This window comes from Paenibacillus sp. ACRRY (assembly GCF_022346995.1).
Classification (GTDB): domain Bacteria; phylum Bacillota; class Bacilli; order Paenibacillales; family Paenibacillaceae; genus Paenibacillus.
Map to the genome: position 1 here is coordinate 22673 of NZ_JAKRNM010000005.1, position 15081 is coordinate 37753.

General features: G+C 43.2%; 11 protein-coding genes and 2 pseudogenes. All 13 read left to right on the forward strand.

Translation table 11 applies throughout. The features are described 5' to 3' along the window. Positions 1-100 precede the first annotated feature (100 nt). Positions 101-619: a hypothetical protein gene (locus MH144_RS18565; RefSeq protein ID WP_239302770.1), complete on the forward strand. Its 519-nt coding sequence runs from the start codon at positions 101-103 to the stop codon at positions 617-619. A 177-nt stretch (positions 620-796) separates the two neighbouring features. Next, positions 797-3424: a winged helix-turn-helix domain-containing protein gene (locus tag MH144_RS18570; protein WP_239302771.1), complete on the forward strand. Its 2628-nt coding sequence runs from the start codon at positions 797-799 to the stop codon at positions 3422-3424. Positions 3425-3558: 134 nt separating this feature from the next. Then, complete coding sequence (locus MH144_RS18575; protein ID WP_239302772.1) at positions 3559-5634, forward strand: S-layer homology domain-containing protein; 2076 nt, start codon at positions 3559-3561, stop codon at positions 5632-5634. Positions 5635-5799: 165 nt separating this feature from the next. Continuing rightward, the gene (locus MH144_RS18580) at positions 5800-6225 is read left to right on the forward strand and encodes a GNAT family N-acetyltransferase (protein ID WP_239302773.1); all 426 of its coding nucleotides are present in this window, start codon (positions 5800-5802) and stop codon (positions 6223-6225) included. Positions 6226-6277: 52 nt separating this feature from the next. Then, positions 6278-6715, forward strand: coding sequence for a GNAT family N-acetyltransferase (locus MH144_RS18585; RefSeq protein WP_239302774.1), 438 nt, complete (start codon positions 6278-6280; stop codon positions 6713-6715). 79 nt (positions 6716-6794) lie between these two features. After that, complete coding sequence (locus MH144_RS18590) at positions 6795-7217, forward strand: hypothetical protein (RefSeq protein ID WP_236146724.1); 423 nt, start codon at positions 6795-6797, stop codon at positions 7215-7217. Positions 7218-7405: 188 nt separating this feature from the next. Then, positions 7406-8050: pseudogene (locus MH144_RS18595) on the forward strand (RtcB family protein); the annotation flags it as partial. 478 nt (positions 8051-8528) lie between these two features. Then, positions 8529-9230 carry an SDR family NAD(P)-dependent oxidoreductase gene (locus tag MH144_RS18600; protein WP_239302775.1) on the forward strand — a complete coding sequence of 234 codons (702 nt, stop codon included), beginning with the start codon at positions 8529-8531 and terminating at the stop codon, positions 9228-9230. Between the two features lie 200 nt (positions 9231-9430). Continuing rightward, positions 9431-9877 carry a MarR family transcriptional regulator gene (locus MH144_RS18605; protein ID WP_481857378.1) on the forward strand — a complete coding sequence of 149 codons (447 nt, stop codon included), beginning with the start codon at positions 9431-9433 and terminating at the stop codon, positions 9875-9877. 371 nt (positions 9878-10248) lie between these two features. Then, a pseudogene (locus MH144_RS18610) lies at positions 10249-11607 on the forward strand (IS3 family transposase). A 305-nt stretch (positions 11608-11912) separates the two neighbouring features. Further along, positions 11913-12359 (forward strand): MarR family winged helix-turn-helix transcriptional regulator, encoded by a 447-nt coding sequence (locus MH144_RS18615; RefSeq protein ID WP_239302777.1) that lies wholly within the window; start codon positions 11913-11915, stop codon positions 12357-12359. A gap of 240 nt (positions 12360-12599) precedes the next feature. Continuing rightward, positions 12600-13700: a zinc-binding dehydrogenase gene (locus tag MH144_RS18620; RefSeq protein ID WP_239302778.1), complete on the forward strand. Its 1101-nt coding sequence runs from the start codon at positions 12600-12602 to the stop codon at positions 13698-13700. 132 nt (positions 13701-13832) lie between these two features. Continuing rightward, complete coding sequence (locus tag MH144_RS18625; RefSeq protein ID WP_275440208.1) at positions 13833-15050, forward strand: MFS transporter; 1218 nt, start codon at positions 13833-13835, stop codon at positions 15048-15050. Positions 15051-15081: the final 31 nt, after the last annotated feature.

The following is a 15081-nucleotide window of genomic DNA, read 5'->3' on the forward strand; positions in this document are numbered from 1 at the left end:
ATGAAGGGGGTTCAGGGCACTGATTAAAGCTAAAACTTTGCTTCTCAAACCAGGTTCATTAATAGAGGAGGAAACGGGGACAGATAACTGGCTGATTGCCGTGACACAACAGCCGGAGGTTCAGTATGCCGATGTAAATGATCGTAATCAGATAAATCGATTGATGATGAGTAGAAAATTTGGACTTGATGCTCTTCAGATGGCTATTCACGTATTCGATGATAGCGGACAACCGTTGATCGGATATGAAGTCCCGAGTGGTTTGAATATCTGGCACGATTATCTGAAAGCGATTGGCAAGTTGTTGGAGCAGGGCAAAGCCTCTGTGGGTTATGGAATTGATCCGTACTTGCTTGAAATGGAGCAGTTTGCAAATGGACATTTAAGGTTTACTATACTTTTGGAGCTGGTTCCCCACCATATACTCACACAGTTCACCATACATGCCCGGACGTTTTTGTTGGAAATTTTGAGATCTATTGAATTTCTATGGATCAAGATGCTGCGTGAGTACCCTATACCAAGTGGGCTTGATATAACCAGACCAAAAGATGACGGTGAAGAACTATTTATAGAAATTGATGCATTGCGTAAATGGGTATCTGAGTTACCCGAATAGTATACATTACAAAACGGAGCCTGCATGAAAAATGCAGGCTCCGTTTTTCTATAACACGACAGCCATCAAAAAAGTATAGGGCCTTAGCAGAGTTCCCGAGTATACTTGTAGTAGTAGCTGAAACCACATGATACATATCGGAAAATGGCACAAATGTGCTGATTCAGGAGGATTTTAATGCACCAAGAGCATACCGTGGGTCTAGAGGATAACTGGATTCAATTCATGATTTTAAAGACCAAACTGGAACTGCCTCCTTTGCCTCCAAATATGTTGGATCGTCCAAGGCTCAGTTCAACCAGAGAACAATTATACAAGTTTAAAGTTACGTTACTTACTGCTCCGGCGGGCTCCGGCAAATCCACATTGTTAGGCAGCTGGGTGCAGCACGAGCAAGCAGCCTGTGTTTGTTTGGATGACAAAGATCAGGACCCGCTTCAATTTTGGTTATATATTATTCACGCACTTGATCGGGTTAAGCCGGATTTCTGCCGTGAAATCCTAGCGCATTTTTTGCGAGGCTACAGCATGGATCCGCGATCAGCACTGGTGTTGTTAATGAATCACCTTGCCTTGGCAGAGAGTCCGGTATTACTTTTTTTGGATGATTACCATGCTGTAACCCAAGCAGAGATTCATGACCAAATGGAGTATTTTGTTGAGAATATGCCTCCGTCCGTTCATCTCGTATTATCGAGTCGGACATCTCCGCCGCTCAAGCTGGAGAAGCTGAAGCTTCGAGGGGAACTCAGGCAGGTTATGCTTCAGGATCTGGCGTTCACTGCCGAAGAAGGAGTAAAGTTCTGTCTGGATGCCCTGAAGATCAATGTTACCAGTTCCGATGTCCATGACTGGGTGCGGCAGACGGAAGGGTGGGTGGCCGGGCTTAAGCTGCTGGCACTGTCCTATACCGATAGCACAGAACAAGTAAGATCGCGCAGTGCCAATCGACTGGCTCCAACTTCTCAGGATGATCAGCATCACTACGGTGATCGGTCAGTTTCCGAATACTTGCTGGAGGAAGTGTTTCATCGGCAATCCCCGGAAATGCAGCATTTCTTGCTCAGCACCTCTATCGTACAGCGGATGAATGGAGATCTATGCAGAGCACTGACCGATATAGGGGAAGCTCCGCAATTGCTCAGACATCTGGAGAAGGAGCATCTGTTCCTAATTACAATGGATCGGGGAGCGTACTGGTTCCGTTATCATCACATGTTCTCATCCTTTTTGCGGCGTGAGCTTGCTCGTTCGGGAACGGAACAGGTGAACGCACTTCATGCCAAGGCTGCACGGTGGTACGAACAGCAAGGATATGCAGCCGAAGCACTGGATCATTATATTCACGGTCAGCATGTGCAGGATGCGGCCCGGCTGCTGGAAGAGTTGTTTGCACATTTTATTATGGGTGAATGGTGGACACTTCGAAGGTACTTCGATGTTCTGCCACAAGATGTAGTTAAGACTCGTCCCAAATTATATATGTCATATTTATTTCTTGTTGCTCGTGAACGGCCATATGGTGAGATGATGAAGGAGCTTGATGGACTGGAGCACATGATTCAAGTGCATTTACAGGACCAATTGCCACCTGAGATAAGCAGTTACTTGCTGCAGGTCGTTTGTGTGATGAGGGCTTATATGGCTTATCTAAACAGGGATTTACAAGGGCTGTCTGATTATCTCATCTCCTATATCGATCAAGGTTATCCGGATGATATTGCGTTTCAGTATATGGATTATGACCGGAGGGAAAGCATGCGTCTGCGCAGCTTCCACGGTGTGAACGGTTCCCTGCAACGAGGCGAACAATGCTTCGGTGCAATCACGAATCGTTGGTTTGAAGAGAGTTCTTATGTGACCTCCTATTATGGTACTGGCTACGCTGAAATAAAGCTGGAGCAAAATCGCTTGTCCGAAGCGATTCATTATGCGGATCGTGCTCTTAACATTGCACTCCAGATCAAAGTCGCTGCACTTCTGGTGCCTGCCTACGTTCTCAAAGCAAGAATAGAAATGGCTCAAGGCAGACCAAATGAAGGGGTGAAGCTGCTGCAGCAGCTCTGCATTCTGTTATCTGTCAAGGATCTGGAATACTGGCAGCCGATCATTCAGGCACATCAATACCGATTGCAACTCGGGATTCAACCTACAGCAACAGCACAACTTGTGGTTGATGACTCCCTTATCGAAATCGTGAACCCTGAGATCAGCTGTGATCAGGTATTCAGCTCGCTTTTACGTGTGCGGGCTAAACTCCTGTTAGGGGATGATGAAGAATCCTTGAATGAGCTGAAACGCATACGTACGCTTGCTGAAGAACGGAACTGGTTAACGGAACAAGTCGAATGCGGACTGCTTGAGGCTCAGATTCTTCAACGCCAAGGGCGTCAGGAGGAGTGTATGGCTCCGCTGCTGCGTGCTATAACGATTGGGAGTACCGAGGGCTACATTCGTTCTTTTATAAACGAAGGCGAACCGGTCAAAAGCCTTTTGCAGCATTACCTGCATCTGCGTCGTACGCATTCCATACCAGATTCGGGCATTAAACTGGCCTATGTAAAGGAGCTGCTATCTGCATTTGCAAAAGAAAATCGGGATGGCATTCCCTCCGTGAGACTTAGTCCCATGGAACAAAGAGTATTTGGATACATTGCTGAAGGGTTAACCAGCAAACAAATCGCAGCTGAGTTTGGGATTTCGGCAGGAACGGTTAATACGCATATCAGGCGGGTGTTTGCGAAGCTGGGCGCGAGTAGTCGTGCGCATGCCGTACAGATTGCTGAGCAGCAAGGCTGGTTGTGAATGTACAGCAACAAGTTGTCTATCGTTTTGTAGACTATTTTCTCATGGAAGTCTCTCCTACAATAAAGACAATTAACAACTTTGCTTTTTAAGAAAAAGCACGGTTAGAGTCATGTGGGAGGTAAAGCTTAACCATGTCAACACATCTATCCAAAGGAAAAACACGAAACAAAAGCAACAGAATCTTACCTTATCTGGCAGTTCTATTGTCCGTCTCATCACTTACTGTTCCTGGTAACGTAGGGGCAGCTGCGGGAACCGGGAGCACAAATGACTTACAGCAAGCCTCGTCTTGGGCGAAACAGGCCATTGAGATTGTTACAGAACAACAGATGTTCCCAGGTACGCAGGATGGATTGTTTCATCCGGGAGGGAGTCTTACACGCGGTGATCTGGCGTATATTTTGGTCCGCATGGCGGATTTGAATCAGGAGTCTGGAGTTCAGAATTCATCCGAAGCTTTCAAGGATCTGAATTCAGGGACGGATCACCTTGCTTTTATTGAATTGATAAACTCTGCAGGAATCATGAAAGGCTATCCTGATGGCACATTTCGTCCGGACGGATTGGTCACCAGGGAACAACTCGCAGTGACTCTGATGCGTTTGATTCATTTTAGAGGATTTACTGAAGCAGGGGGTACGAACTCCATGCTATCTTTCAAGGATGCTTCCAGTATCAGTCCATGGGCTGCAGACAGCGTGAAGCAGGCAGTTAAACTGGGCTTGTTAAAGGGCGAGAATGGCCAGTTTGCTCCGAAACGTGCTACAACAAGACAAGAAATGGCTGTAATTGCTTTGCGCGGAAGCGACGCGATCAAGACGCTTGAAGAATCAACGGAACAGGATGATGCTGCTTCAGATTCTGATTCGGATAAGCCAGATCAAGTGACGGAAGTTGAGGGGACGACTACAGGTAGTGGAGTTACAGGGAATTCTGGTGGAAACGCAACGAATGGGAGTGGAAACAATTCCGGCAGTGGAAGTGGAAATGCAGGAGGAGGCAGCGGATCAACGCCAACGAATCCAACCAATCCAGAAACTCCTTCCAACCCAGAACCTGAAAATCAAGCCCCAGTGGAGATCAACGATGGGTTACCCGATCAGGAACTTATTCTGGACCATGCGTCTCTGGAGTTTCAGGTCTCCTCTTACTTTAGTGATCCGGATGGGGAAGTCCTGCAATTTAGTATTATAGATGGAGATGAAACGGTTGTTTCTACTGCGGTAGATGGTCAGACAATCAAGCTCACAGCAGTGGCAGAAGGAGAAGTTGTACTGACAGTCAAGGCTGTCGATAACCAGGGTGCCAGTGTTACTGCACAGCTCAAGATCACGGTCCTTGCGAATACGATCAGCAGGCAATTCCCTGATCCTAATTTGGCGGCAGCTATTGCCTATTGGCTTGAGAAGGATGTGAATGATCCGTTAACCAAGCAGGAACTGGTGGATGCACTGGTACAGACGGACGGAGGACTGTATGCGCGAGATGCGGGCATCTCTGACCTGACAGGATATGAAATTTTCAAAGGCATGAACGTTACGGAAATTGACCTATCCGGGAATAACATCAGCCTTGTGAATGCTGAAGGTTTTACACAATTGAAGAAGCTGGATTTATTCAGCAATAAACTTACAGAGGTCCATGTGTCAGGACTTTCAAATCTTGAGGAGCTGGTATTGTCCTACAATCAGTTGACATCACTTGATGTAAGTGGCCTGAATTCCCTTCAAGTGTTGGACGTGGGCGATAACCAACTGAATCATATCCCTATCGGAGTTGCTGACCTGACTTTACTGCAAAACTTAAATATCCGTTACAATTCCATTATGCTCAGAGACGAGCCTGACTTTACTTTGCATATGGGTCTGATTGAACGTTTACCGATGTACGATTTCGATGATGTTGCTCCAGTTCTGGTGGAGGCCCCCGCTGGGAACACCGTTTATGTTGGTGACGAAGAGACTGAGATCGATCTGGCATACATGTTTGAAGATGAAGATGATGACCGTTCAACACTGATTTTCACAGCAGAGTCACCGGATCCGCAGCTAGCTGAAGTCAGAATGGAAGGACAGAAACTCTACGTCAGAGCTCTTGCATCAAGTGAAACCCCGATTCGAATCCACGTGCAGGCTAGAGACGTGCTGGGCAAAATGGACATAGGATACGTAGAGGTCATGCTTAAAACGAAAGAAGAATTGCTCTAAAATTAGTAGCTCTTAAATCCAAGCAAATGAATCATAAAGGTGTTGCGCATCTCCTCTGGAGGTGCGTTTTTATGTTACATTCAGCCCAATAATGTTAATATATTCAAGGGATGTACAGGAATGATTTTGTTTATAACGGCGAGAGTGACAGGAAGGAGAATGAAAATGTCCGAAGGTACGTTGAATCCAAGTAATGCAGAAGAATCAGCCTATGTGCGTAATCAACTGATTGCATTTAATGCGGCTCATCTGAGCGAGGATCTGAAGCATCGGTATGAGGAATTGAATTTTAATATCAAAAATGAGGCAGGGACCATCGTTGCCGGCGTCCTCAGCACGCTGTGCTGGAACTGGTTGGAACTTGATATCCTCTGGGTGGATGAGAAGCAGCGGCATCAAGGCTATGGTTCCCAATTGCTGCTCGAGATTGAACGTATTGCGCGTGAGAAAAGCTGTGATTTTATTATGCTGAATACATTTTCGTTCCAGGCACCGGGCTTCTATGAGAAGCATGGATACCAATTGATGACAACTCTTGAGAACGCGCCAACTGGGCATCGTCATTATTACTTTAAGAAGGATCTAACGTAGGGTAAGATATAGAGTACGGAACAACATGATAGGAACTTAGGAGGAACGATCTATGGTTACAATCAAAGCCATTGAACTTCAGGATTTGCCGGCGTTAAGCCAATTGTATAATGAGTTGATGGGAACCCCCACCAATGAGCAGCAGATGCAGAAAATGTTTCGATACATACAGCAAAATGGTCATTATCATGTGCTTGGTGCATTTTACAATGGCGAGCTGGCCGGATCTGTCATGGGGATCGAATGCATGGATCTCGTGGGTCAATGCAAGCCCTTCATGGTTGTGGAGAATGTGATCGTATCCGATAAGGTGCGGAGACAGGGACTCGGTCAGAAGCTGATGCTCCAGATTGAACGGATTGCGAGAGACCTCGGGTGCGAGTACATGATTCTGGTTTCTGGAGATCAGCGCAAGGAAGCACATCTTTTCTATGAAAAGCTTGGATTCAAGGATGAGAAGGTTCAAGGGTACCGGAAGCATTTTAACTAACCAGGAGGATTACTTAAGGAGCAAGGCGAATAAGGCATAGTCAAAATGATAACAGCATGGATCTGAGGGAGGCACTCTCGTGTTCAAAAAATGGGCTAATGTCTTGATGATTGTGAGTTTGATCTTCGCCGTATGTTCCCCAACATCCTACGCCGCTGCCAAAACGCTTAAGGTAACAGTGACGCTGGTCAGCGCCGAGCTGGTAGAGAACAACTCCGTCGGCAACGAATGGGCGATAGGCGCAAGCGTAAACGGCAAAAACCTGAAGGAAGGTTCATCGGTTACATTAAATCTGAAATCAACCGATACGCTGAAATTAAAAGCGGAAGCCGAAGAACAGGATAAGATTCCGGATATCGGAAGTAAGAGCGCCAATGTCAAAGTATCTTCATTCTCCAAATCAACGAATAAGACTCTTTCCGTTGTTGTGAAAGAGAATAGAGGCCGTTATTCGGGTAACACGGCAACATGGGAGTTCAAATTTAAAATCAGCAAAAAGTGATTTGTATTGGAATTGATTCGGAAGAAAAGGGAGCTTAGGCTCCCTTTTTTTATTTATATTTGCAGGGCTGTACTGAAGGAATTGATAGTATCGGCAGGATACTCACTTTTGGTAAAATGAAGAAAGCTTTGGAAAACGAACGTGTACCAGTTGAGTTGATATAAGTTAGATGAGGAGGTAGACATAACATGAGAATCGTGGATAACATCAAAGTATGGGGGGAGCCGCTGGAGAATGCAGTGAGTCAGGCGGTGACGTGTTCACAGCATGGAGATGTGCTCGGTGTTGCACTAATGGCTGACCATCACAAAGGGTATTCACAACCGATCGGAGGTGTTGTCGCCTACCGTAACATGATCAGTCCTTCTGGCGTTGGATACGATATTGCCTGTGGAAACAAGGCGGTACGCACCAATCTCATGTGGGAGGATATCAAGGACCAGATTGCCGTTATTATGGATGATATCAATGCAAACGTATCGTTCGGCGTGGGTCGCAATAATCCAACTCCAGTTGATCACGAGCTGTTTGATGATGCGAGTTGGAAGCTGTTCGATTCGATTGAACCTGGGCTGGAGCACAAATTGAAAACACTCGCACGCAACCAGCTTGGTACGGTAGGCAGCGGCAACCACTTTGTGGATATTTTCGTAGAGGAATCAACGGGTAAAGTATGGGTTGCGAATCATTTCGGCAGTCGTGGTTTTGGTCATAAAGTCGCAAGTGGTTTCCTCAATCTGGCTGCGGGTCGTGAGTTCAGCGGGAAAGCGCCCGGAGAATCCATGGATCAGCCACCAACGTTGTTTGACTTGAACAGCGAAATGGGCGAGTTAAAGGTATCTCTATAAAATCAATTGTACATAAATATAAAATTCATCCAAAGCCTTCTCTGACCTGAGAATATGTCTTAACATAAAATGTACATAATGATAGAATTGCACATAAGTGGCCTTAATAATGTACATAAAAATCATGAATAAGTATACATACCTTCACATTAAATCGTTTCTCTTTAGTCCAGCGTGAAAAGCATTAAAGCTATAAGAACAGCGGATCATTGTGATGATTGGATGCTTTTGTTCAAGTATAGGCAGCTCAGTTTAATAAAAGCGTAGCATCTCAGTTGCTAACATAAGGCGGATGTATACTGGTAATAACTTTGGTCTCTGGAATTCCTTTATAAAAAATAGCTTGCCATGAAAGATAATTTATCATAAACTGTTGATATATCAACGTTGATATATCAACATTTTGAAGAGAAGTTACGGAGCAGTGATTTTAAGATTGCCCGTAATAAAAGGAGAAGAACAGATGACAAAGACAGCATTAGTAACTGGTGCAAATAAAGGAATAGGATATGAGATCGCAAAAAAGTTATTAGAAGCAGGATATCGTGTTTTAGTTGGAGCGCGTGATCAGGAGCGAGGAGAGACGGCAGTGACTTCCCTTCGAGCTTTTGGTGATGCACAGTTGCTATTGGTAGACGTAGCTGATTTACACAGTATTGAGGATGCGGTGGTAACGATTACACAGAATTACACCGATATATCGCTATTGGTGAACAATGCTGGTATTCCAGGCGATATGCATAAAGTGGGATGGGAGTTTACTGTGGAGGAGCTTCAAACCACTCATGAAGTTAACTTTATCGGTCCTTTTGCACTCTCCAAAGGCTTGCTCCCGCTACTGATTGCCAATAATGGCATTATTCAAAATATCAGTATACCTATCGAGCCTTTACCTTACTTCAATGCATTTGCCTATACAACATCCAAGGCTCCATTAAATGTCATGACAAAGTCTTGGGGGATGAGTTTTGAGAAGGAGAACATACCTGTAGAGATTTTTACAGTGATGCCTGGCGCAGTTTCAACAGATTTGAACGGACATATGAAAGGAGATTTTGTGAAAACACCTGCTCAAGCAGCGGAATTAATCGTTAATTTTGTGCTGGATGATGAAAACCACAATGGACAAGTGATTAATTATGACGGTACGCTGTCCGTCTACTAAGTACTATTTTTTGGATAGCCCTCTTTCTAGTTGAGAGAGGGCTTTTCGGTTTTGAATGGGTAGGATGGCGGCTCCAAACGAAAGAAAACCATGTTTTTGCAGGGGAGTAAGGCAGCCTACTTGTAAAAAAAGAAAATAAATTGTATATTGTGTAATACATTGCAGGCACCTAGCAGTCAAATAATATTACGAAAGATGTGATGGTTTTGAGCAAAGATTGGTCAGAGGAGTCGAAGTTGTTATACGAGATGTACCGTGTGAACAACGCCATAAATACTACATTTGACGCTTACATCAGCATCAGCCAATCTCGCTTTGAAATACTCGCATTAATATATCAAGAGATTGAAATAAGTCAGGGGGATTTACAAAAGAAAGTAACCCTTGATAAGGCAGCTGTTGCAAGACATCTCAAACAGCTCGAAGACAATAGGATCGTATCACGAAGAAAGAAAGATGGGGACAACCGTATAATTATAGTCCAATTAACGGATTACGGAAGAGAATTGATTGAATCCTCACAGAAGGAAAAAGAGTATTTCGCCAAGGAATTATTAACTGATATACATGATTCAGAACTGACTGTGCTAAAAAAAGTATTAGTGCAGTTAAACAAAAATGTTGAACAAATGAAGGAAAGTGTTTGATATATAGAATAACAAAAACGCTCTTATTGGAATCTAATCAGAGGTAGGGTCGCTATTTTAGCGGCTTTTTTCAATTTATTTGTCATTTGTACGCGCATCCGGCTTTAGCTCCAACGAAGTAGGGCTTGAAGTACTGCAAGAGCATTGACCTTTCCGCAGGCTCTAGTATGAAACCCGCAAGGCAAGCCTTTATGCTTCAAGATTACATATAAATAATGCATGTCTTCTCCCAAAGACTCAGATACAAAACAATGACAAGGGACAAAGAAAACTTGTGGGGGTACAATAGCAGAATGGAAACAAAAGCAGCCAAATCATTGAACTGCACCCCAATTGTTGGACACCATCTAACAATCGGAGGTGCAGTTTTTTTGTCAAAATTTAATTTAGACTTGAAGATAGAGGCTATTCATCAATACTTATCAGGAAATGAAGGGATTAAAAGCATTGCGAAATCCTTAGGAATTAACCATGAAATCCTGCGTATGTGGATCAAGCAATACGAATATCACGGTTTAAAGGCTTTTGAAAAAACCTATACAGCTTACTCCCTAACCTATAAACTAGACGTACTCAACTACATGAACGAAAATGGGACGTCTCCAAATGAAGCAGCTGTCATTTTCAATATCTCTTCTCCAGGGGTTATTCGAAGGTGGCGTAGTCAGTTCAATGGAAATGGAATCGACGCCCTAAAACCAAAGATAAAGGGGCGTCATCGTATGACGGATAAGAATAAAAAAGGACTTAAAAAACAAGAACCTGCTGAAGGATCCCTTGAAGCTTTACAAGCTGAATTAGAACGTTTGCGTATGGAAAACGCCTACTTAAAAAAGTTGAATGCCTTAGTTCAAAACAAGGAAAAATCACCAAACAAGACAAAGCACAAGTAGTCTATGAGTTAAGGCTTGAATTCCCGGTGGTTGCATTGCTAGCGTTTGCTAAAGTCCCACGTAGTACCTTCTATTACTGGGTGAAACAGTTTGACAAGCCCGATCTAGACGCAGACCTGAAACTACTTATTCAATCCATTTACGAGGAGCATCAGGGGCGTTATGGCTATCGCCGTGTCCGTGCTGAACTATTTAATCGTGGACATCGAGTTAACCACAAAAAAGTACAGCGTATCATGAAAGAATTAGGCCTGAAATCCGTGGTGCGTATGAAGAAATATCGTTCCTATAAAGGAACAGTCGGTAAGATTGCACCTAACGTACTGAATCGTAATTTTAAGGCAGAAAAACCAAATGAGAAATGGGTTACGGATATTACAGAATTCAAGTTGTTTGGAGAGAAGATGTATTTATCACCTGTCCTGGACTTGTATAACGGTGAAATTATTACTTACACAGTAGGCTCTCGCCCTACGTATTTATTAGTCTCCGAGATGCTCAATAAAGCCTTTAAACGCTTATCCAACGAGGATGAACTCCTTCTGCATTCGGATCAAGGCTGGCACTACCAGATGAAACAGTATCGACAGGCTTTAAAGGGACAAGCGATTACCCAGAGCATGTCACGCAAAGGCAATTGTTATGATAACGCAGTAATGGAGAACTTCTTTGGCATTTTGGTCCGAGTTTTTTTATCTTCATGAATTTGAAAGTGTAGACCACTTCAAGAAAGAACTAGCACGATACATGAATTACTATAATCACAAACGCATCAAGTCAAAATTAAAAGGCATGAGCCCGATACAATACCGAGCTCATGCCCAACAAGTTGCATAAAAATATTTGTCTAACTTCAAGGGGTCACTTCACATATGATCGGCTGCTTTTGTACCTTTAAACGTAGATTGGTTTAGCGAAAAAAATTACATACGAGATTGTTTAGGAGTCCGTTCTTAATTAGAATAAACAGGTTGAACTTTAATATAAAGTTGTATATCCTTCATCTTAGTTTTAGTTATAGGTGAGAGGATAATATTGTTTCAAGCTGCATGGCTTTAGGTATAACTCAGCAGAGTGCAATTATAAATTACGTGTTATATAATATTATAACGATCAGAAATCTAAACGAGGTGCTGAATTCAGTGAATACAAAAGAGCGAAGAGAAGAGTTGCTTATTGAAAATGCACTCATGTCTTCCATGTTTAATAAAATTTGGTTGACCGACTGGAATTCAAAAAATCATCTGAATCTTTCTATGACTGAGGTAAGCATACTGGAAATGTTAGCTTCTGAGGGGCAAAAGCGTGCAAAAGAATTATCTGAGCCACTTCATATTACTTCTGGAGGAATAACGGGTATATGTAACAGGTTGATTAAAAAAGGCTTTATTGAAAGGACACGGGACGAGTCGTTTGATCGCCGTTCGGTTGTTCTTGAGATTACCGATACGGGCAGAAAAGTTGTCCAGGAAGCCTTTGATATGAGACTGGAAGTATTATCTACTCATTTTAATTCGCTGACGGATGAAGAAATCAAAGAATGGAATCGAATATACAAAAAATTGCTTAAACAGGTTATCTCGAAGTAGATAAACTCATACCTTAAACAGGCGAAGCAGGACCATTGTTTCGCCTTTTTTTTATGCCTGCAGACTGCCTGATATATTAATATGTGAAAAATATCACGATTTTAATATTATCAAGTGACAAAATTATGAATTGTAAAAAATAAATATTAGGAGTATTATTTATCTTGCTAGTAAGATAATTATTGAAAAGAATCTTTTTGATAATTTAAAACATAAATGAAAAAAGGATGTGCAGACAGAATGAAAGCAGTCACGTACAAGCAAGGTCAATTTGTAGTCAAAGAATTACCGGAACTTCAACCAAACCAAGATCAATTGTTGGTAGAACCTCTCGCCATAGGTATATGTGGAAGTGACCTTTCAGCCGTTGAACACACGGAGGATTTTCTTGAGAGTGTTACCAAAGCAGGGAGTGTAGGACAAGCCTTTGATCCGAAGAAAGACCTTGTTCTAGGTCATGAATTTACAGCTAAAGTGATTGAGGTTGGCGAAAATGTGACGGAATATGCGCCTGGCGATCTGCTCGTTGTTCTTCCGTGGGTCATTGGCGATGATGGAGTTCCCTACACCGTTGGATATTCCAATGATTATCCTGGCGGATTATCCGAACGTGTTCTTGTTGGAAATGGTGGACATTATAAAATTCCTGATGGGGTGAACCCTTATCACGCTGCGGTTACCGAGCCTCTTGCAACCGGATACAACAGTGTTCTACGAGCTGCGATCGATTCTACAGGCGGAGCGATCATTACAGGTGCTGGTACAGTGGGACTGGGAGCTGTAATCGCATTAGCCACCCGAGGGATTCATCCAATTGTGGTGTCAGATCCCTCCGAGACGCGGCGTAATATTGCTCTGAAATATGGCGCTCATGCAGTAGTCAATCCAATGGAACAAAATCCGGTAGAAGTATACAACAAATTGGCTAACGCAACTCAAAGATTGTATGTATTTGAAGCCTCTGGCGTTCGAAATCTGATTAATAGCATGATTGATTCTGTACCTCACTACACTAAATTTCTCATTGTGGGTGCATCGATGGCGGATAACACGATTAAGCCAACTTCTCTGATTAATAAGAACATTACATTGGATTTCATTACAGGTCCTGGCTATGGAGAAACCTCGTATACCGCTCTAGGTGAGACATTCAGTGACATGAAAGAAGGAAAGTTTGATCCATCGCAGATTGTAACTTCTTATACAGGATTTGAGGGCGTTGGTAAGGCTTTTGCTGCACTGCGTCCAGGCGGAGATAAAAAAATTGATCAAGTCAAAATCTTGATTTTGCCTCACCTACAGGGGGACAGATTCTATACTTCAGATGAATTGGAACTCTAAAATTGATTTAATTTTTGTTTTTAAAACTAGATATTACAGCCAAAGAGGTGAATACAGTGTTGTCAGGCTTCAAGAGTCAGACAGCATGAAATTATGGAAAGTCAGCCTAGTTACTCTAAATATCGTTGGGTTATGCTCGTATTGTCTGCTTTAACATCTTTGGTACCTACGATCATTTTTGTAGGGCCAACGGTCTTTATTCCCATGATGATGGAAGACTTGAATATTACTACAGCAGAAGCTGGAATTATCGTTACAATTGTTTTGTTGGGAGCGGGGTTAACAGGAACCTTAGGGGGTCCGCTTATGAGCAAATTCGGAATTAAACATACCCGAACCATTGCCCTTGTGTTTTATACAATAGGAGGGTTGGTACCGCTCTTTACGTCTAGCTTTACCGTACTCTTGCTAAGTCGTATATTGATCGGAGTTGGGATGGGGATTGCTGCAGGTACCTCTGTTGGAGTAACCATGGATTGGTACCCCCCGAAAGAAAGACCGTTAATTAATTCATTAAATTCCATTCTGTCTTTAGCCGGATCTTTCTTAGCGCTCGTTCTTGCAATACCTGTCTACAATCTAGTGGGTGGAGATTGGAAGATGACATTGGAATTGTTTGGCGTTGTCATGCTGATTACGACAATTCTTTGGATGATTTTTGCCAAAAACAATGTACAGGCTAAGACAACCGCCCCAGTGGGCGTAGATGCTGATCCTTCTAATGTTCGTCCAAAAGAAAGTGTACTGAAACAGGTGTTAAGAAGAAAAGAAGTCATTCTTCTTATCGTTGCTTATTTATCCTTCATGTTGGCGAGTCAAAGTTTGCAAACCTTCCTGCCAACCTTCTATCAAACAGATCTTCAGATGTCTGCAGCCAAGTCAGGTACAATCACCAGCTTGATCTCTCTGGCTTCCGTAGTGGCAGGTGTACTTGTGGGTGTTCTCATGGCCGCTTCAGGTAGACGGAAAATCTTCATGTGGCCACTACTGGTGTTGCTACTTATAGGCTGCGTTGGTTCCGTAACGTTACCAGATGGCTGGATGCTCTACGCTTCCGTCATTTTAATTGGTCTTGCTTTAAATGGCTGGCTTCCTGCTATGTTTACGAGTGTAATGGAACTCGAAGGCATGACTCCAGAGAAAGCTGGTGCGGCACAAGGTGTGATTTTGAGCGTAGGTATGTTCGGTGGAGCTGTTTCGACGCTTGTCATCGGAATCATTGCTGAACACACGGGACTTCGTAACGCGTTGCTGTATTTCAGTTTTCTTGCAGTATTCGCGATTATAGCTACCTTAATCTTCCCGGAGACGGGGCCCAAAGCCAAACGAAATAAAGTCACAATCCAATAGCTTTAAATGAATGAACTGGCAGTTTCCTTTT

Coding starts and splice junctions, on each gene's coding strand:
- MH144_RS18600 (WP_239302775.1), top strand. CDS start 8,529: ATGACAAAGACAGCATTAGTAACTGGTGCAAATAAAGGAATAGGATAT.
- MH144_RS18620 (WP_239302778.1), top strand. CDS start 12,600: ATGAAAGCAGTCACGTACAAGCAAGGTCAATTTGTAGTCAAAGAATTA.
- MH144_RS18585 (WP_239302774.1), top strand. CDS start 6,278: ATGGTTACAATCAAAGCCATTGAACTTCAGGATTTGCCGGCGTTAAGC.
- MH144_RS18575 (WP_239302772.1), top strand. CDS start 3,559: ATGTCAACACATCTATCCAAAGGAAAAACACGAAACAAAAGCAACAGA.
- MH144_RS18580 (WP_239302773.1), top strand. CDS start 5,800: ATGTCCGAAGGTACGTTGAATCCAAGTAATGCAGAAGAATCAGCCTAT.
- MH144_RS18570 (WP_239302771.1), top strand. CDS start 797: ATGCACCAAGAGCATACCGTGGGTCTAGAGGATAACTGGATTCAATTC.
- MH144_RS18605 (WP_481857378.1), top strand. CDS start 9,431: ATGGTTTTGAGCAAAGATTGGTCAGAGGAGTCGAAGTTGTTATACGAG.
- MH144_RS18625 (WP_275440208.1), top strand. CDS start 13,833: ATGCTCGTATTGTCTGCTTTAACATCTTTGGTACCTACGATCATTTTT.